At 43.1% G+C, this 19307-nt stretch carries 17 protein-coding genes and 1 tRNA gene; 3 read left to right on the forward strand and 15 right to left on the reverse strand.

Features of this window, described 5'->3' with window-relative positions; genetic code table 11:
- Positions 1–199: 199 nt before the first annotated feature.
- The 6 genes from PHQ97_01720 to PHQ97_01745 form a co-directional block, all read right to left on the reverse strand.
- Positions 200–1726 carry a DUF3987 domain-containing protein gene (locus PHQ97_01720; GenBank protein MDD4391451.1) on the reverse strand — a complete coding sequence of 509 codons (1527 nt, stop codon included), beginning with the start codon at positions 1724–1726 and terminating at the stop codon, positions 200–202.
- A 64-nt stretch (positions 1727–1790) separates the two neighbouring features.
- Complete coding sequence (locus tag PHQ97_01725; protein ID MDD4391452.1) at positions 1791–2057, reverse strand: hypothetical protein; 267 nt, start codon at positions 2055–2057, stop codon at positions 1791–1793.
- Between the two features lie 10 nt (positions 2058–2067).
- A complete protein-coding gene (locus tag PHQ97_01730; GenBank protein MDD4391453.1) occupies positions 2068–2295 on the reverse strand; it encodes a hypothetical protein in 228 nt (75 codons plus the stop codon).
- Positions 2296–2631: 336 nt separating this feature from the next.
- Positions 2632–3069, reverse strand: a complete 438-nt coding sequence (locus tag PHQ97_01735; protein ID MDD4391454.1) for a hypothetical protein — start codon at positions 3067–3069, stop codon at positions 2632–2634.
- A gap of 279 nt (positions 3070–3348) precedes the next feature.
- Positions 3349–3717 carry a hypothetical protein gene (locus PHQ97_01740; protein MDD4391455.1) on the reverse strand — a complete coding sequence of 123 codons (369 nt, stop codon included), beginning with the start codon at positions 3715–3717 and terminating at the stop codon, positions 3349–3351.
- Positions 3718–3750: 33 nt separating this feature from the next.
- Positions 3751–3987, reverse strand: coding sequence for a hypothetical protein (locus PHQ97_01745; GenBank protein ID MDD4391456.1), 237 nt, complete (start codon positions 3985–3987; stop codon positions 3751–3753).
- 465 nt (positions 3988–4452) lie between these two features.
- On the opposite strand from PHQ97_01745, the gene PHQ97_01750 reads away from it, so the two are divergent.
- Complete coding sequence (locus PHQ97_01750; GenBank protein ID MDD4391457.1) at positions 4453–5757, forward strand: hypothetical protein; 1305 nt, start codon at positions 4453–4455, stop codon at positions 5755–5757.
- Positions 5758–6200: 443 nt separating this feature from the next.
- On the opposite strand, the gene PHQ97_01755 is transcribed toward PHQ97_01750, so the two are convergent.
- The 6 genes from PHQ97_01755 to PHQ97_01780 all read right to left on the reverse strand — a co-directional run bounded on the left by PHQ97_01755 (position 6201) and on the right by PHQ97_01780 (position 12533).
- Entirely contained in the window at positions 6201–6530 is a 330-nt protein-coding gene (locus PHQ97_01755) for a hypothetical protein (GenBank protein MDD4391458.1), read from the reverse strand.
- A gap of 15 nt (positions 6531–6545) precedes the next feature.
- Positions 6546–8240 carry a VWA domain-containing protein gene (locus PHQ97_01760; GenBank protein MDD4391459.1) on the reverse strand — a complete coding sequence of 565 codons (1695 nt, stop codon included), beginning with the start codon at positions 8238–8240 and terminating at the stop codon, positions 6546–6548.
- 5 nt (positions 8241–8245) lie between these two features.
- On the reverse strand, positions 8246–9244 hold the full coding sequence (locus tag PHQ97_01765) for a DUF3150 domain-containing protein (protein MDD4391460.1): 999 nt from the start codon (positions 9242–9244) through the stop codon (positions 8246–8248).
- A 257-nt stretch (positions 9245–9501) separates the two neighbouring features.
- On the reverse strand, positions 9502–10497 hold the full coding sequence (locus PHQ97_01770; GenBank protein MDD4391461.1) for a CbbQ/NirQ/NorQ C-terminal domain-containing protein: 996 nt from the start codon (positions 10495–10497) through the stop codon (positions 9502–9504).
- 101 nt (positions 10498–10598) lie between these two features.
- Entirely contained in the window at positions 10599–11837 is a 1239-nt protein-coding gene (locus PHQ97_01775) for a hypothetical protein (GenBank protein ID MDD4391462.1), read from the reverse strand.
- A gap of 15 nt (positions 11838–11852) precedes the next feature.
- The gene (locus PHQ97_01780) at positions 11853–12533 is read right to left on the reverse strand and encodes an ERF family protein (protein MDD4391463.1); all 681 of its coding nucleotides are present in this window, start codon (positions 12531–12533) and stop codon (positions 11853–11855) included.
- Positions 12534–13230: 697 nt separating this feature from the next.
- Here PHQ97_01780 and PHQ97_01785 point away from each other — a divergent pair.
- Positions 13231–15900, forward strand: coding sequence for an AAA family ATPase (locus PHQ97_01785; protein ID MDD4391464.1), 2670 nt, complete (start codon positions 13231–13233; stop codon positions 15898–15900).
- A 139-nt stretch (positions 15901–16039) separates the two neighbouring features.
- Positions 16040–16972 (forward strand): restriction endonuclease, encoded by a 933-nt coding sequence (locus PHQ97_01790; protein MDD4391465.1) that lies wholly within the window; start codon positions 16040–16042, stop codon positions 16970–16972.
- 676 nt (positions 16973–17648) lie between these two features.
- On the opposite strand, the gene PHQ97_01795 is transcribed toward PHQ97_01790, so the two are convergent.
- The 3 genes from PHQ97_01795 to PHQ97_01805 all read right to left on the reverse strand — a co-directional run bounded on the left by PHQ97_01795 (position 17649) and on the right by PHQ97_01805 (position 19070).
- Positions 17649–17721, reverse strand: a tRNA-Phe gene (locus tag PHQ97_01795).
- A 130-nt stretch (positions 17722–17851) separates the two neighbouring features.
- Positions 17852–18262: a hypothetical protein gene (locus PHQ97_01800; GenBank protein MDD4391466.1), complete on the reverse strand. Its 411-nt coding sequence runs from the start codon at positions 18260–18262 to the stop codon at positions 17852–17854.
- Positions 18263–18305: 43 nt separating this feature from the next.
- A complete protein-coding gene (locus PHQ97_01805) occupies positions 18306–19070 on the reverse strand; it encodes a 16S rRNA (uracil(1498)-N(3))-methyltransferase (protein MDD4391467.1) in 765 nt (254 codons plus the stop codon).
- Between the last annotated feature and the right edge of the window lie 237 nt (positions 19071–19307).

A 19307-nucleotide genomic window follows, 5' to 3' on the forward strand; every position in this document is an offset into this window, starting at 1 on the left:
CTTTGCTGCTAAGAGGTTTTTGATGTGTAACCATTTGTTTTTCTGTATAATATAGTTGTCGGAATTAGTGTAGAAGAATTTATAATTGCCTTTATCTGCAATGTTGAATCTTTGTTAAAATTTGTATCGATTTGGGTATTGTATACTGGATGATGATCCCCCAACCGATAAATAATAGGGGGATCATCATAATTCTATACTAAACAAAAGTCTTGAGGGCTGGATTAACATAAATTAGATCAGAATAAGGATGACCCGATTTGCCCGTGCGAAAACTTGAGAATATCATGATGTAGTTTCGATGCTGAAGGATCTCTAACGCCTGACGTATGTCGGTAGCCTTATAACGTCTCTGCATGGACTTGGTAAGGTTGACCATTGGAAATGGAGACAAACAATATTTATCTCTTATTTTATTCAAGATGGACAGGGCGCACTCGACTTCGGGATTGGGACCAATCGTATCGTATTGGCAAATCATATTTTTTGCAAAAAATCCTATTAAATGAATACCTTGCTGCATTGTCTCTGAAGAAATCGTCTTGCAATGAGGATCTTCATTTTTAATTACATGTAGAAGCCCCGCTAAACTCAACAAGTGGCTTGGTGCCTTTGATGCCCATTCTTTGAAATCTTCCAGAAATCTGCCGCTTTGTTTTTCATTGTTAAAACAAGCAGATTCATTTCTCCAAAAATTTAGGGCTTCACTGCTCAAGTTTAGGGTGGTGATGTCCTGAGTTCCAACAGCAACGTTTTGCCCCATATTTGCTAAACGAAATACTGTCTTTCGATACCATTCCTCAGATTTTTCAGAAATAACATAGTCACTTTGCGCGAGGAACATATTCGGTTCAATTCCCACCAATAAAGCCCGAGCCATGACGCCATATTCTTTACTGTTGTATTTCGTCGCAATATTTTTAAGCCGTTCGGGCTGAAGCATTATAAGTGCGTTTGCAACTGGTTTCTCAACCACAATATTGTCTTTGGTTTCACGCCGAACGGTTATTGACGAACCACCTAAGGCCTTGAGAATGATATCGTTTTTCTTGGTATCACAAATCAACTGTTCAAAACGTGCTCCCTCGTCCATCATTAAACCAACAGGCCCCTTAGATAGAGCCGTTACAAAGGCCTCGGGTGTCACATCGTCAATCAAATCCAAATGACTCTCTGGATTTTCATGCTTCCATTTTTTTAGTTGTTCTATGCAAAGACTGTATGTTGGTGTTTTTTTTCCACCCGAAACTATCGACATCACAATGCACGCTGACACGGGTACCTTATATCGTTTTTTTCTTTTTACCTCTAACGCTCCTTGAGAAGCGCAAAAAAATGTAGCCAGGGCAGTTGCAAAAATTTGCTCTTGCGGAACTTCCAGCTCTTCACTACCTTCTTGACAAAATCGCTTAAATTCAGGTGGAAGCATGTTCAACGGAAATAGAGGGAATGTATTTTTCACAAATGGTAGTATCGGCTGCCAAATAAGGGGCTTTGAAATAACTGTATTATTTTGCGGCTGACATCTCTCATGCACGGAACCAGGAAACCCTGAAGATGTATTTGAAAAGTTCGAGATTGAATCCTTAATCATGGCCGCCATGTCGCTTTTTGTTTGGGGAGGTGCAACTTGAGAGGAAACTTTACCCCCTACGATTCTTTTACCATCACCCAAGGCGTATCTTATTTTTTGAACAGGTCGTTCAGAATCAAAAAAATTATCCATAATATTTTATCCTTTCAACCATAAGGTGTTCATATGTTTGAACACCTTATGGTATTTTTATAATTTATTTTAAAAATCTAATACGAAAAGTTTCCGGTTTAACCGTTGCAATCATTGTGCAACAATTAAATTCCACTGCTTTGCTTTGATATTCTATTTGAATTTCGCGATCGGCAATGAACTCTAAAGGAATGTTTTCCTCAATAAATTTCTTAATCTTTTCTGAGGGAATAGATTCTGTTGCAGGAATAAGCTCAGCGGGTTTGTCATTTTTATCGATCTTATCAAAATCAAATATGTCTAAATCATCATAATTTTTATTATTCTTCATGTAACACCTCCTAATTTTTGTTAAACATTCTGCTTTCAAGCCATTTTAAAAACTCTGCTTTGGAATACACCACTTTGCCTCCGATTAATTTCCGTCCAGAACAACCGAGTCCCTTACTGTCAAGATTAGCGAGGGTTCCCGGAGCCATTAATCCTCCAAGATGTGAACAGACGTTCTTGCGCGTGAAGCAAATTGGCAATTCTTGCGCCAATTGATCTAACAATTGTAAATTTTCCATAAAATTCTCCTTACCTTACCTTACCTTAAATTTATTTGTTTAAACTGAAACATGCTGACCAAAGAAACCTCATGGTTCTTAGCCGTATATGTATTCTGATGATTCGATAATATACGGCTTAGCCGGTTAACGTAAGGACAGATATTTTCGAAACTTTTATGAGTAATAAAATCAATATTATCAAATAGTAAAAATATATTTATCGTGTATTAAGCAATTACAATTGAGCCCATGTCGGCCGTATTTCACATAATCGTTTCGCAATTATCCCATCTATTTTGTTGACTAAAGTGTAGAGCCTGCTAAGCCGTTGCCCACCGGGATTCAGGGCGCAACTCACTCTTCCCGCAGACACAGCAGGTTACGAAACGGTTCGATTCTAATGGGTTTGAGCTTTTTTCTATGCGGCTCGCGAAAAACAGGCTCGATATCCTCTTCCGGCGGCTTCATTTTTTGGCATTTCCGGTCCCAGAGACTGCGGACCGGAAAACCTCGAAAATATAAATCGATGGCTTTGGCCATCCATCCGGCTGAAATCGGAAGATGTTTGCGCCACGCAATGGGAAAAATCTCTTTTCCCTCTTTGTCTGTGAGCCATAATGCCAACAACCGGGGCAGTGCATATGCCAGAGACAAAATGGTTGTCCATCGGGCCAGTGGCTGTCGGGATTGCTGCCATGCCTGCTGAAGGCCAAACAGATGTTTGAGTTCGTTGAACATGGATTCGGTGTTCCACCGGTAAGCATACAATCTGATAACCGTTTCGGCCTTCATGGAAGCATCTGTTGATAAAAGCAGATGCCAGCGGGTCCATTTTCCGTTGTCCTGCTGGAAACGACATCATACGGCTCTGCCCCTGTGCCCTTTGAGAAACCGAGCCACAGCTGTCAGGCTGTAATACTGGAAAAGCCTCTTTTTCCATAGGCTTTCAGTGACTTTTGGATGCACGGAAAAGTGTCCATGTTTTTTGACAGGGGGAGCTTTTCTCTGTATTTTTGGGGATCTGCCATTGTGATAACCAGAGTGGTCGGGCAGGGCGAATAAGGCTGTATCTCATCGGACCTGACCGATAACGGTCACCGATTTTGCAATCAGAGGTAGCAGCAGACTTTTTTTCATGTACCAGGCATCTACGAGGAGTCTGGCCCGGGCGGGACATGGAAGCCATTTGAAAAGCAACTGCAGCATCATCTCGGCCGATTGAAGCTTGAAAGTATTTCCTTTTGTTCGGATAAGCCTCATCATCAAGGGCAAGGAAGCAACTTTGCCTTTGCGAAAGCAGATGATCCCGAGACTGACCCTCAGTTGTCCCCATAAGAATTTGGGTCTGTTGGCTCTTTTTGCATGATCGTTATGAAAGGCAACTGAAGGCGCTTTTTTTGATGCACGGACAGCGATGAAATCATCCAGCACCAGCGTCAACTGGTTCCCGAACAGTTTGAGCAGCAGTTGAACCTATCGCTGTACCAGTTTCAACCATGAGAATCTGCCTTTCTGGATTGCTTTGAAATACGTTGTCCATGTCCGTTTGCTCTTGATGCTCAGAAAGGCATCCGTGATATGTCCGGTTCTGGAAATCATGGTGCCGAATAAGAGTTCCAGCATCGTAGGCCTGAGTTTGGCCGGCAAGCCGGCCCAAAGAAATGAAATCCATTCCGTCAGCAGTTGGAATGCATAGTAAGAAGTGCGCATGATTTAACCTCCAATGAAAATTTGATTTTTCCTTGGAGACCGCCAACGCGCGGCCGCGCATTTGCGAGGCCAAGTCAAGAACTTTTTTATAAAATGTTCAAAAAGTTAAAGCGAAACACTAAATTTTAGTTTTGTTGAAAAAGTGAAGGGAAAATGTAAATAATTTCAGGACTCCTTACCTCTGGGAAAATTCTGAGACACCAGCTCGTTTGAATTATAATAAAGGTGTCAGGAAAAAACGGATATTAGAAGCTGAAACACCCGTAAATCATTATATTTGGATTAGTATTGTAATTTTTTCCTGACACCATCGAGAGCTTCAAAGTTATCAGGTTTCACTTTCTATTTCCTGTTGGATAGGTATATTTTAAATGTCTCAAAGACTTATAAAGGTTGCAAAACGTTCGGGGGTGTGGGCATGAATTTTTTTAATCTTAATTTTTAGAGAACGATTGGAGTTAGAATATGAACGATGAAGTCCTTAAAAAACAGGCATGGAATATTTTCTGGTTATATGAATACAGCAAACGACATTTTCACAGAAAGTCTAAGTATTTCAAGACATATGAGTGGGTCCCTGCTCATGATAAGCAGTATCTTATAAAGTGTTCATGGCCAAAAGCGGATAAGGATATGTTCAGGCGTAGATTATCGCTTGTAGAAATATTGGAGTGGTATTTAAGGTTCATTGAACAATGGTCATCACAGTCCTACCTACAAATCATAAGGAACTCATTAGTGCCAAATGGCTTCTTGGTCGATTTGGCTGCTGGCATTATTGTTTACCATAACGAAAATAACCCACGGCCTGAAGACAGTTTTAGAGATTTTCGAATTTCTGACGAAACCTTAATAAATTGCCGGAATGTCTTGAATAAGGCTACTCAACCTGAAAAGAATGTAATAAAAATACTGCATGAAATTACCTATGATTACGGATACTATGCTTGGGATTTATTAATAGCAGAGCCGAATTCAGATAAACTTCTTAATTTATGCTTATCTATGGGGGATAAAATTGATTTTCCAGCGGTAGAGAGCTTTTTAAAAAAAGCTCCAATGAATAGAAATAATGCCATCATAACTGAATATTTGTATGAAAATAAGTTCGCTGAGTATAACAATAGATCAAAGCATAACCTGCTTGTATATATAGACCCCAGAGATAAATCCGTATCTTTTAATAATATAAAAAATAATGTGCTGTCAGGGATAGCTGTAGCTCAGAATGGAAAAGTCGTATCAGTTGGAAATCCTAACACGGCGAAGATACTGTTTCGGATAAACGTCAAATCAAAATCATTCACAAAAAACTTTGTATTGCAAACAATAGAGTGCACAATAGAAGCTGATCACATTTATCAGAATAAAATTACTTTTATAAGTTCCATCTCAGATGAAATGTTGCAAAGCGAAAAAAATAAAGATTTTTTGTTAGAAATGATAAAACAAAATGCGCAAACAAAAAAGATGATAGCTTGTTATAATAAAATAATTAGCCCCCCTTCTGAACAAAGAGACCCAATCTCGCGTGCTATTGGACTCTGGTTATGGGATAGGGTACACTTTACGCCCAAACCCATTACGCAAACAGAGGCGATAAAAGAGATTTTAAAAAGAAAATTACCTGCTCAATACGACATGTCTGAAAATAAGGATAGAGCAAATAAGGATTATATTGAACGCGTCTTACGCAAAGAGTACCAATTAGCTTGTCAATGTATTGAAAAGCGGGAGCTGTTAAGCTTGTCTGAGGTAACACATAAATAAAAACATGATAACTTCATGTTTTTTTCTTTGTCTATTGCCCAAAATCCGTAGCGTCATAGTCGACATGGAGGATATTATTAGAGCATGCTACGTCTTATTTTGTTGAGGCATCCCCCAATAATTAATATTAATTATATTAATTATATTAATTCAGGCCTTATTCCCATATATTCGTACCAATTCACTTAGGGTCCACAGACATTATCCTCGTGGACCCTTTCTCGCTTTAATGCCCAGGTAATCCTTCTTAAAATGGCACTATTATATTGTGCTTAGTTCAGGGGTATATGCCATAAGCCCTCCTTCGGAATTTTTTTTAAATTCAACTATTGAACGTACATTCATTCCAACCGTTTCCAACACAGCTTGAAAATATCAACCTCATTTTAAAACAGAACAGCCCCGGGGTATCCGGGGCTGTTCATGTTCATGCAATTGTTTTTTTATACATCGAATTCATAATCGCACCGGTTACAATTATAGCGGCTGACAATGTTCCGATCTATGTGTTCACCAACGTCACTGCCTATCGCTGAGCCAGCAAAAAAGCCTGCTATAGCTCCCGCAAGTACCCCCGCTACCACACCAAGCCCGTTGCCGACAGGGATAACGGTTTCGATAATTTCACCTGTAACTCTTCCTATCTTGGCACCTACATATCCAGTAGCGGCTCCAGCCACACCGCCAACGGCTGCACCAATCTTTTGGTAGGTTTTGACCAGAACAACCTGATCATCCATTTCACAAATTGGACATTTTGGATAAGTCATCATATTTTTCCTTATTTTTTATCGTGACAGCACCTTGCCAAACAATTTGAATGTCGCTGGGCCAAGTTCACTTAGCTCTTTGATATTCTGACTGCTTTCTGGAAGCAGGTAGCATATTTCATGCGAATTTATTCCAAGCCCATGGAATTCGATGCCTAAGTTTTTACCTGCACTGATAGCTTGACGTGTATTTTTCATAGAATCCGGTGAGCCGTCAGTAATGATGAGAATGATTTTACGGTTTTCCCGCAACAATACCATTTGCTGCAGGACCCACCATAGCGATTCCCCCATGGGCGTCGTACCAGCGGCAGATAAGTTAAATCGGGAATGTATCTTTTTCCCATGTTCAACGATAGGGGCCACCGTATTATCGGAAAGTCCATCTTCGTTATCACCTGGAAAAGCTGTGACGCCTACATTTACACCTACAGAAAATAATGCGGTGGCCACCACCTGACAAACCTGCCCAGCCAAGTTAATACACCCATACATAGATCCAGAGCAGTCCATCAGAATGTGAACTGCTGTATTGAGATCTTGCTTTTCAGCCTGGTTGAGAAAAATCCGCGGATTTCCAATTACAACTCGATGTAAATTTCGTGCGTATAGCTTACCTTTTCTGGAAGGACTTGCCCTTGTCAGTTTAGTCGACTGCATCAACCCATGAAATCGAGCCCTTATTCCTGACGTACTTTTTCGAACATTCTCCATAGCCTCAGCATCAAAAGGTCCGCATTTTTTGTGACCGATTGATGCGACTTGAAGCTGGCTGTATTCTTGTTCTGCAATATTTTCCAATGATTCTGCCAATGTAGTTCCGAAGTCTTTCGGAAGATCGGCGTCCGATGCGTTTAATAGATTTTTCAAGCTTCGTATTGAACGTGCCTGTGGAATGTCTTTTTTACCATCTGTTGAATATTCTTGATTTGATATGCTATCTGCAATCTCATCCTCCTCCTCATCATCCTGTTGTTGTGCGGGTTGTAAAGAATCGGAACTGTTTTCATCCGATCGTGCTTCTCCGTTTTCATTTTGTGAATTCACCTCCTTCGGTTGGTCATCAGCGTTCTGATTTGTCTGAGAACAGGGCCTGTGTGTCATCGCATTGATAAGGGATATTATCTCCCTGGCGTAGATTAAACAGGCTGTTGAATCAGGACAAAAAGCTCTGGCTTTTAATAAAGTTAACTTCATGTCATTTCGCAATCCTGGCCAAGTAGCATCAATTTCAAACGCCAAGCCTTGAGCTGTCGGCCGTAATTGGCGAACATCCCAACTGCGCACAGTCAGTAGCAACCAATCCAGAATCTTTGTTGCTGGATTCTTATATTGAGTTTCTTGATTATTTGTTAAGAACAAATGTCGTATTAACCAATTGAAATTCTGACGACATCCTGGGAATAGTTCTGTTAATTTGTTTTCCACCCGCCGGTCCTCCAGGATGTTCCATACGTGCTTTTCCAGAGGGGTATTTGCCTGTTTTAGACAATCAAAATCAGTATGCCGGATATGAGCTGCTTCGTGGTCGATGTAGCCTCGAACCAAACCAAGAAAAGCTGTATCACCCTCAACGGGCAGACTCGGAAGTCTAATGGTAGAGCCATTCGTAAAAGCTTCGTTGCCACCAATTTCGACCTTTATACCGTAGCTTTTCCCAAGTGCATTTGCCAACAGCGGTAATGACCGCATGATATCTTTTTTCGAAATCATAATCGTCACCATAATCCTAAGCTATCGAGTTGAGTTTCCGTAGGAGATGCCGGGATCAGCGCATCGATATTTGTCATGATGTCATCCCCGATATCCATGTCAGAAGCTGCTTCAACAACCGGCATAACCGATTGACGAAGTAGTCCCTGCAAAATCCCATCGGCAGTCTGGCCTTCAATGATTTTCTGTCCATGCTCAACCAGTGCAACAGGATCACTGAGCAAACTGACCAAGCCTTGCAGCATTACCAATTCCGCGCCTGCAATTTTGCCTTTGCTGGAAATTTTGTTCAGTGCCGTATCAAGAAGGTCAACCACGGGAGCCACACGGGGTTCTACAAAACTCAGTCCAGCTAATTTCCGGTGGATAGATCGGAGGGGAGACAGGGCTTTCCTGGTAACTTCGGTTCTGCCGACATAACTTTGGTGCCAGGTATCAGATGCTGTTTTGGCAATCTCACCGAAAAGAGTCGAACCGAGATTTTCCACTTCATCCACCAGTCCTGTGGCGGTTAAAGCCTTTTTGCTGCCTCTTGGCGGCACCACCTTAAACATTTGCCATTTAAACCCAAGGCGGCTGCGAACATAATCTGCGCTTACAGTCGAACCAGCGATAAGTGATTCCCAGCCGGGATTATTCTGAACCCACTCCATAACCGCCTCATCGTATCGAGCCAGAAAGGTTTCTTTTTCATGGATAAAATCTTGAGCGATTAATTCAAGCTCGCTGTTAATATCTTGAATGCGTGCTTCCGGGATGGCCCAACCACCGAGAAAGCGCACTCCGGCTTTTTCCAACAGCGATACCGCCCGGCTTTTCAGGGTTCCAAAAATTCGAAGTTCCTTTGGATTGCATATTTTCTTACTGCCAAGAGAGGCGAGCTTTTCCGGCGGCAGGTTGACCGTGCCAAAATCAGAAGGGGTGAGCTTTTTGCGGGCAGACCATATGTTTATATCCAAACGTAAGGCCATGATACACTCCAGCACTTTAATATCCGTACTCATTGTCATCTCCTTTGTTTTTTTATCGTATTTATTTATAAGCAAGTACGCCGTTACCAACAGGAATATGCAAAAGCCTGTTTTTGAGCTTTGTATCCGCAATAAATTAATAACGGCATATATCTATGCGGTGAAATGTAATACCCGGGGGCGGGTAATGATCTGAGCTTGATTGTCCGTATGGAAAAACAGGGGAAGTGATTATAGAGGTAAAATATGGAAGGCTATCGGCAACATACCTTATATATAAGGTTGCGATATCAAGGAGCGCTGTCGGGCTGAACACTGGAGGCAGGAAACATCCGTTGTGCCAGCTCGTGAAGCATGGCCCTTGTTTCCCTTGTCGCCTTAAATCCCAGAGCCCGGTCAAGAGCATACGTTACAGGCTGAACGCCCTGACGGGCAAGCGGCTGAAATCGAACGGTAAGATTTGCCCAGCGGATGAGGGTTCGCGTTGAGAACGTCACCTCTATGGTTTCACCGAACTGGTTCTGGCTGTCACCGTTTCCCATGAAAAGCCTGCGGACCTCGTTGGCAAATTTAACCATTGTGAATCGTACGGATTCAGGAAGGGAAACTGCCATTTTTTCAAGCAGCTTACATTCCGCGTCTTGCTCGGGATAATCGACTTCACAGAGCCAAAAGCGGTCCATGAATGCCAGGTTTTGCCGAAGGGTCCCCTGATAAAGCCCCGTCTCATCCATGCCACCATTGGTATTGGCTGTAGCCGCGAACCTGAACATGGGGTGCGGGGTTATCAATTCTCCGCCATTTTCAGGGATACAAAGTGAATCTCCGTCCAATATTCCATTCAGCCCCGAAGCGGTTGAGGGATCAAGTAGGTCCAGCTCATTCAAGAGGAACAGCCCCCCATATTTCATCGCCAGGGATAGCGGCCCGTATTGAAACGTCATTTTCCCTTTTTCCAAGCTCAGATGCCCCACCATATCCGGAAATTCCAAACGGCTATGGCCTGTGATATCAAATACTGGATAGTTTATTTTTGCCGCCAACTGTTTGATGAGGCTTGTTTTACCACTTCCTGTTGGTCCGAACACGTATAGAGGCTCAGGGGGGCTTAAGAACCATACAATTATTTCACGCATCGTTTCGTGGAACAGATAATCAGGATTTTGAACCGGCGTAAAGGAACATGGCTTATCAAATCCCTTGATCATACGGCCTGATGGCTTGCCACTGAAAATAATACCGGCGTCCATTTCCTTAACCGAGAGTTGACCCAATTCGTGTGTCATCTTTATTTCTCCATTTGCTTTTTTAAGTGTGACTTGTGAACTGATGTGAATGAATGGGACGCACTCCGGTTTCCTGGAGTGCGCCTGTGAGGGGTGGAATGTTATGCTGCTGATTGAACTGGCTGGTTAATTTTGCCTATAAAGAGCCGATCATATGGATTTCCGCTCTTTTCAGCGCGTTGAAGGATGGTCTGCCCCTCAGTTTCATCTTTCAGGCAGGCAGTAAGCTCTCTTTCCAACGTTATCCGATCCAGCGTTTTTCGTCCTGCCACGGTCGACACTCTAAATCTATATTTATCTGTATTGACCCAGTTGCCACAGCTGTTAGTATCCAGAAGACGGTAAACAAATTTGACTCGATTTTCTATTTCTTTAATTTCATTCTCAATTTTATCTCTTTGTTCCTTGAGAGATGCCAGGCCTTCAAGTTCGTCACCATAAATTGGATTAAGTTCGGTCATACCTTGCCCATTGAACTTCTGGCAATCCCTGTTCATCTCGCACCAGTCGCAAAGAGGATGAAACCCTTGGCAGAATTCCAGATCATTGAAATGGGTTTTTCCGCTTTCCACTGCCTGTTTTCCGTTCCAGATTTTCACCGCTGTATTCAGGCATGCCGTCAACATAGAGTTTTCAGGTTTGTAGGGTCCGAAGGTTTTAACATCCGACATGGAGATAGCAACGACCCAGCCTTCAATATCAACCGCATCCGGGGTTTCAGGAAGGATAACTCCAAATATTTTATGAACGGCTTGAGGAAAGGTTAAATCGGTAAATACGGTTTCACCGGTTTCGCTTTTCATATTAAAATTAGGAAGATGCCAGAATGCCGTTAGAAGGCCTATTTGTCCATATATCTGCGCTTCATTGGATGTGTAGAGCAAATCCGGTATGCGTTGGTTACTTTTGAGTTCAATTATGCGGACGGCTGGGCGCCCTCCTCCCCACACCAGCGTAAAATCGAGATGCGCTTTTATGGGTACACCCTTATATAAGGTGTTGATTTCAAGTTGCGGCAGAAACTTCACCCCTGTTGCCGCCAGTGCTTTTTGCACTCCGAATTCTTGCCAGTGACCACGTTGCAAGATAAGCTGGCGTGCTAAAATTTCTTTCAATTTCGATGGCTTCAGCCTGTCCACCTCTAAAGATGAATGAGACGATGGCGCTCTAATTTTGCTTCCCACCGCAGCCCTCAAACATTCCATGCCCTTACCGATATCTGACATACCGATGTAAGTCCGGCGATCACCGAGATGTAAGACGGTTTCCTGGTTTGCGCAATTAATCAAACCCTTAGTCAGTAGTGACAGCAACCCCATAGATTTTTTATCAATATTCATAGTTTCCTCCGCTTGCTACGCAGCATCTTTGTGCCGCCACCAGATTTTATTGTTCCCATCCCAACGAAAACCTGCCTGGCGTAAAAATTCTTTTTTGGAATGTGTGCTTCCCAAAGCCACGATGCACGGCTTGCCGCTTGGTGATTGGCCAGATTGATATCCCACGCCATCCAATTTAGGTAACCCCGGTGGTTCAGGTCCATCCACCCTCTGGTTCGATTTCGCGCCAGTCGCATGTTGCCGATTTTCATAAGAAAAATTATTCTGAGTTTGTTTTGCACTCATCCTTTTGGGGCATGCGGCTTCACCGTCGTCGTCATTTTCTATAACAATTCCGACAAGTGCGGTAAGCCCGTAACGCCGCGCATAAGTCATGGCCGAACCGTACCCTTGGGGGTCATTTTTAGGTAACGGCATCACCATGAGTGAGGATTGCCATTGTCCAGATTCAGCATGGACTAGTTTCGTAACCAGTCCCAAATGGTTTTGTTCAACTGGCACCGGATATTGTGTTACCCAAATCCCTTGAGAAAGGAGCGCATCACGACATGCCCTGAAAACCGAGTTAAGAGTCGCGTATCTGCTTTTTGTGAAAGAGTTTTCCCGATCAGTGGGCGCTGCCGGTAATGTTTGCTGCACCTTTATCATAGCCGTTGCCAGCGCAGTGATTTCACTGGAACACATTTTTGATTCCATGCTTTTCCTCCTTGCCAAATAAAAATCCCCCGACCTGCCGAAGCAGGCCGAGGGACCGTTAGTTATGGTTTTAAAACGATATGATCGCTGCTTTCATATATATGATGTATATATGAAATTATTTGAACTTCATTTTTCCCTGCGTCAGGATAGATATCGTCTCAATTGAAAACTCAAAACCGAGCATTGAGATAATTTTAGGGATCTGATTGAGATATCCGAAAAAAACTATTTGTTCAGGTATTGGCAAGGGATCTCAACAGGTTTGTAATTTCATATTACCGAAAAAAAGTTGAAAAAAGATATTCTCCCTTGCAAATTACCCATCTTGTTTATACTATCCCTATCGTGAGAAAATAACAGCGCCTCAGTTCTACAAGATTTTATCCATTATCCCAGTTCATTTGATCTTGAAATATTTCCTACTCCTCATCGGTACCTGAATTATCAGTAGCTGGCTTTTCATGCGGGACAATGGATAAAACGCAATTCGTGAATAGTTATACGGTTTCTGTTTATCATTCCGGAATGAGTGATAAACAGTTAGAAACAACATAATTTAGTCGGAAATTCGTCGGAAAAAATTTCTGGACGGTGTAGATAAACAGAAACTGATTAATCTCTGATTCGATTGACACCTTCTATGAAGAAATTAGAAGGCATGGCAAATTGTAAATTCTTTGAAAGACACTAAACCATGATCAGAAACGAATATATCCGTTTCATGCAGAAATTAAGCATTGATGACGCACCTGAAAATGTTTGCAAGCTGGCAAATATCGTTCTTGATCATTTCGATGAGATAACCCCCTTAAGCACAGCTCATGGACGACGGGTACAAAAAATAGTTGAATTGGCGCAGCGAGAGTTCAAAACAGCTAATTTTGAATGCACTGCTGATATTAAGGATACTCAGACAGGGGCCACCGGCCCATCCAGTCTCAAATCACTCACTGTTGGCCCATTTAGAGGTTTCACCAAACCGGTAAATATTGACTTAGATAGTCATATAGTGCTGATTTACGGCCCCAATGGTAGCGGCAAATCTAGCTTTTGCGAAGCCTTGGAATATGGCCTGCTGGGCTCAGTTGAGGAAGCTGAAAGTAAACGCTTCAAAGAAGCCCTGGAGTACCTTCAAAATGCATATGTAAGCGGATTTGAACCACCTGTAATTGAGGCAAATTTCGCTGATGCTGAACCTGACATTGTCACTGTAAACGAAACACAATTTCGCTTTTGCTTTGTGGAAAAGAACCGTATCGATAATTTCTCACGTATCGCCGCTCATACACCCGCACGCCAGACAGCGGTAATTTCCACTCTTTTTGCCTTAGACAACTTTAATGATTTTGTGCGAGGGTTTAGTGCTGAAATTGACGATAAATACATTGACCGAATTGGAAAAAAAGCAAACCAGCTATCATTAAAACAACAAGCTATTGAAGGCGACAGGCAGACTAAAGAAACCAATACTCAAGCATTAACTCAATTGGAGGCAGAAGAACAAGCGCTTGCTGATAAGTACGAAAAAGATATACCATTTGCCGAAGTTGTGCTGGCACTCGGTACAGGGGAACAAACGGGAGAGATTCAAAAAATTGAAGAAGATTTACAACAGCCTGCTCCGACAGTGTCAGGCTTAAAACATGCGGGACTGTTAAAATCTGGGGTTGAAGTTGAGAAAGCTATTACCGAACTTAAGGCAAAGGAAACTGAACTTGATGGATATAGCGAAGGGCTTTCCTATAAGCAGCTTTATCAGGCGGTGATTGCACTCAGCGCAGTTAGCCAAGAGAATTGTCCAGCTTGCAAAACGCCACTTGACCAGACCACCGCGAACCCATTTCAAGCAGCAGAAGTTGGCCTCGCCAAACTTGAGCATTTATCTGCACTCGAGCAGCAGCGAGATGACTTGAAAATTATCCAACATGAAGCGATAAAATGTGTCTATCAAATTGTTAAAACGGCTTGGCCCATAAATGAAGATGAAAAACGGCCTATCTTGCTGCAAAAACATTCTGTTGCCAATGAATCATTATTAGATGTTGCGTGGTGGGAGGCCTTTAACCAACTCGACGAACAAAATCAGTCTGCTTGGGCGAAATTAGAGCAGCAGGTAAAACAGACAGAAGCGGCGGATGCACTTGCCTCAGAGCTACCGGCTGCACGTCAGCAAAAAACGGACCGTCTAAAAAAGCTTCGCCTACTTTATGAGCAAGTTATACAGCTACAAACCAAACGAAAAACACTTGAAGAAGGTATTGCCAAAGCGAACACAGCCATTGCGATGTTTAATGGAAAAAACAAAATGTTAATTGAGGCTGTCAAACAGGAAAAAGATGTAGTCACACAAAACAAATTAATTTCAGAGGCTTATTCACTATTAATTGAGCGTCTTAACAGCTACAAAGATGCTTTGCCAGGCAAGCTGGTAGCTGATCTTGGGGAACTTGTTGTTCAGCTTTACAATTCCTTCAATCGTGGTGATGCGCCCAATGATCTTTTGGCCAATTTGAAGTTTCCAGTATCACCAGGAGAGCGTATCCAAGTTTCGTTTTGCGGTGATCCTGAGACATATTTTGATACGCTGCATGTACTTAGCGAAGGGCATATCCGTTGCGTTGGTTTGGCAATATTGCTGGCAAAAAACCTGAAGGAAAACTGTCCAATTCTAATTTTCGACGACCCGGTCAATGCCATTGACGATGACCACCGAGAAGCCATTCGTCGTACTCTGTTCGAAGATGACTATTTTCATGGTAAGCAGATTATTCTGACTTGTCATGGGGAGGAGTTTTTCAAAGATATTCAGAACCTATTGGGTGCAGAGCGTACCAAAGCATCAAGGCGTTTAACGTTTTTACCTCAAGTGGGCGAAAAAAGCATACAAATAGACTTTCATTCGGCCCCAAGAAACTATTTACTATCTGCTCAGGAGCATTTTGACAAATTAGAAACCAGAAATGCATTAGAAAAGGCTCGTCAGGCACTAGAAGCACTCACCAAAGGCAAAATATGGAGTTACGTATCAAAACATGGAGATGGCAATTTAAGTATTAAGTTACGTGCCTCTAATTCTCCCATCGAACTACGAAACCTAACAGAACAACTGAAGTCAAAGCTTTTACACCGAGAATTTACTCATACAGACAGAGATGCTGTATTAACCCCTATTAGCACGCTTTTAGGCTTCAGCGGTGATTCACGTGAGTGGCGTTATTTAAACAAGGGCACACACGAAGAAGCTGGCCGGGCAGAGTTTGATCGAACTACAGTTAAAAGCATCATTGATTCTTTGGCCGATTTGGATTCAGTGCTGAATGAGAATATCGAAAATAAAGAACACAAAATCGAACCAGACGCTTGAGTGGACGCGGAGAAACTGGTTGGCCTTTAATGGAAATTTGATATCCGCGCCACTCAGCTCAACGTTATTCGCCCAGTAAAAATGAACAGGAGGTTAGCCAGAAATGCCCGTTTCGTGTAATCTCCCGAAGTGGAAGATAATGGAGAATATTGTTGCCGCAATCGAGCGATCGCTGAATATAGTTCCAGGCACAAAGGTAATTCCTAATGCTTCCATCGTCGAAAGAATTAGTGCTGTTCCTCGACAGGTCGATGTTTACTTGGAAATCCCTACAGGTCCTAGAACGCTACGCATTGGCGTTGAAGTTAAGGATGAGGCTGCCCCGGTTGATCTCCCGGAAATTGAGCAGCTTATCGTTAAGCTCAAGAAGCTCGATTTGGATTATGGGTGCATTGTCTCGCGAGTTGGATTTACAAAAAACGCCAGAGAAGAGGCAGAAAGACATGGAATTGAGTTAAGAACTTTGGCGCAGGTTGAAAAAACCAACTGGTGGCTTCCGTCGGCCATGACACAATTTCACCAGCAGGTCGAGTTACTCCGTCTGCAGGTCAATTTTCACCCCGAGGAACTTGAGTCCGTGAACGCTTTGTTGGCACCTGAGGAGATATCCGACCTTGTGCTTACCCTTGCAAATGGTGAGTCAGGTACTCTGCTCGACTATATTAAGGGAGAGGGAGTGGAAGCCTTGAATAGACCAGAACTGGCTCACTTGAAAGACCAAGACATTTTTGCTGCGAACATTCTTTTCAACGACCTTCACAGCTCTCTGGAATGCGCGAAAGGGACATTGCCTTTGCCGCAAAATGTTTATGCGCGCTATCGGTATCATTACCGAATTGAGTCGGTAAAACTTACAGCTTACGAGAGATCAGATGGCATTAACGCCTTCACCGGGATTTCTAATGCCTTGGGAAAGCAGGTGACCGTGGTTGCCAAACTGAAAGCGGATGGCAGTCGAACTTTGACATTCACAATGGACGATCCAAAACCATCGAAGATATCGATTCCACCACGAGGGGAGGTGGTTGACAACAATAAGCTGGGGACGGACCAAACTAACGTATCGAAATAAAAGCAATTGATCTGAAAACGATTCTCTGAATCCGGCTTAGGGGTCACTTTCCGGTACCCAAAAGAGACCTCTAAGGAACTTTCAAACCATCTTGAAAATCCCCGATTACAGATACCTGCTATGTACCACAGGTTTCAAACTATCCAAAAATTTTCCGGTATCCATTTCATATCTGGCCTTATTCCAAAATCCATCCTATCTGTTCTAAATAACCATACGTAAATATAATGAGCTTTGCCCCGCTTCAAAACGAAGCCGTCAGCGCGTGAATATGAGGACTTTACGACTTGATCCGTAAAAGGGCTTATGTCTTTTTTTAAAATCAGAATATGGGGTATATAGAAACATTAATAGCCGATTGATACAAAATGTTGTATTTCTGGTGTTTTGTTTGATGTTTAGGCAGTGACGGACGTGCTCAGAGAAAAATTTAAACTTTTTTAATTCAGACTACAGATAAAGATTCGGGCCAGGCAGTCGGTACCAAGGACAAAAAAACTTTACCAGAGCCGGATAAAAATTATCCGACTTTTTTTGTTCGGCGAGGATTATTTTCATTGTTCGTCACATAATTTCACAAGCCATACTTAAAAACCGGGGGAACAGTGGGGGAACAGAGGTTTATACAAAAAACAAAGGGCTTGACCAAAACTGGCCAAACCCTTGATTTTTAAAGTGCCGAGGGACGGAATCGAACCGCCGACACGGGGATTTTCAGTCCCCTGCTCTACCGACTGAGCTACCTCGGCCGACAACTTCTGACATATACACCAATCCGAAAAACACTGTCAAGATTTTTTTGAAATAACCAGCAATAACTTAAGCCGGCTGAGCCGGTATTTCTGCCGGAAAATCCCCCCATGCTCACCAGCCGCCAGATTAAGTGATCACCAGCCGGTCAAAATACAAATCGGTTACGGGCGTATCAGTGTGACGGTTTATGGTGTCAAGCAGCATTGATTTAAGAGCCTCAAATTTGCGCTCCTTAATCAATATCGCCATTTTCCCCGACATGTTCTCCAGAATATCATTCTTGATTCTCGAAACCTCACGACGCAACCGGACTCGATTCAGACTGTTCCCGCATGGAATATAGCATGTTATGATGACATGGGAGCGGGCATCTACGTTAAAGATCACTTCAAGATACACATAATACTGTTCCGGATATTTTTCCGTTGTAAATTTCGATAGGATTCTTTTGGCCTTACCGGATGTAATCAGCGAGACCGCCATTATTACAACAAATACAGCATACAGAACCAGAAACCATTTTTGCCGTTTATTCATTCTAAACGTCCATCTTGCTGACCGTAATCAACAGGCTGCGGACTCATCCGGACTTGCTGTATGGGCCACCACCCAAATCCCCGTACAGATACTGGATCAGAGAACATGCCGCAACGGTGGCTGTTTCCGCCCTTAAAATGCGCGGACCGAGAGTCGCTGTGAGAAACCCGTTTGCCAGCGCCATTTGAATTTCTTCCCGAGAAAAACCCCCTTCCGGCCCCAGGAGGACCAAAATTGTCCGGATGCGTCCATCGTTTGGCGGCAACATCGATCGGACAGGCGTTGATTCTCCCTCCCAGTACACCACGCTCAAGTCAAATTCCTGTCCCCGCTTCAGGATCTGTTCAAACGTCAGCGTTGAACCGATTTCCGGCAGCCGACCTCTACGACATTGTTTGAGCGCTTCTTTCGCAATTTTTTCCCACCGCTGACGGCGCATCTCCATCCGTTTCGGGTCCGGCCTTGGAACACAGCGGCTGGACGTAAACGGATACCAGCGCGTAATGCCCAGCTCGGTGACCTGGCGCACGAGATCATCCATCTTCCCGTCTTTTAACAGCGCCTGTGCCACAGCGATGTCGACAGGAGATTCTGCGGCAGACGGGAGCCGGTCATCGATCACAACCTGGACGCGACCGGATGAAACATCTTCGATCCGTGCCAGATATTCATACCCATTTCCGTCAAAAAGACCGATACGGTCACCGGTTTTTTTCCGAAGCACCGTTTGGATGTGTCTGGCATCCTGCCCGGATATAACACATCGGTTACCAGAGATGTCTGTTGAATCTATAAAAAAATGTCTCATTGAATACGGCCATGTCAATCTACTGAAAACATAATGGATTCGCCAAGGATTTTACTTTTCAAGTAATCTCTTTTTTTTATGCAAAGGTCAAGTTGAAAACAACGAAAATTCATAGCCGGCTCCCGCTTGCCACTTTCACCTGCACCGATCAAACGAATCGCGCGAACCTTATCATCTTCAACAAGCCATCAGGACATGTGCTTCCCTGCAGAAAATAAGAACCGGGCCATACGCAAC

The sequence above is a fragment of the Desulfobacterales bacterium genome (assembly GCA_028704555.1).
GTDB lineage: Bacteria > Desulfobacterota > Desulfobacteria > Desulfobacterales > JAQWFD01 > JAQWFD01.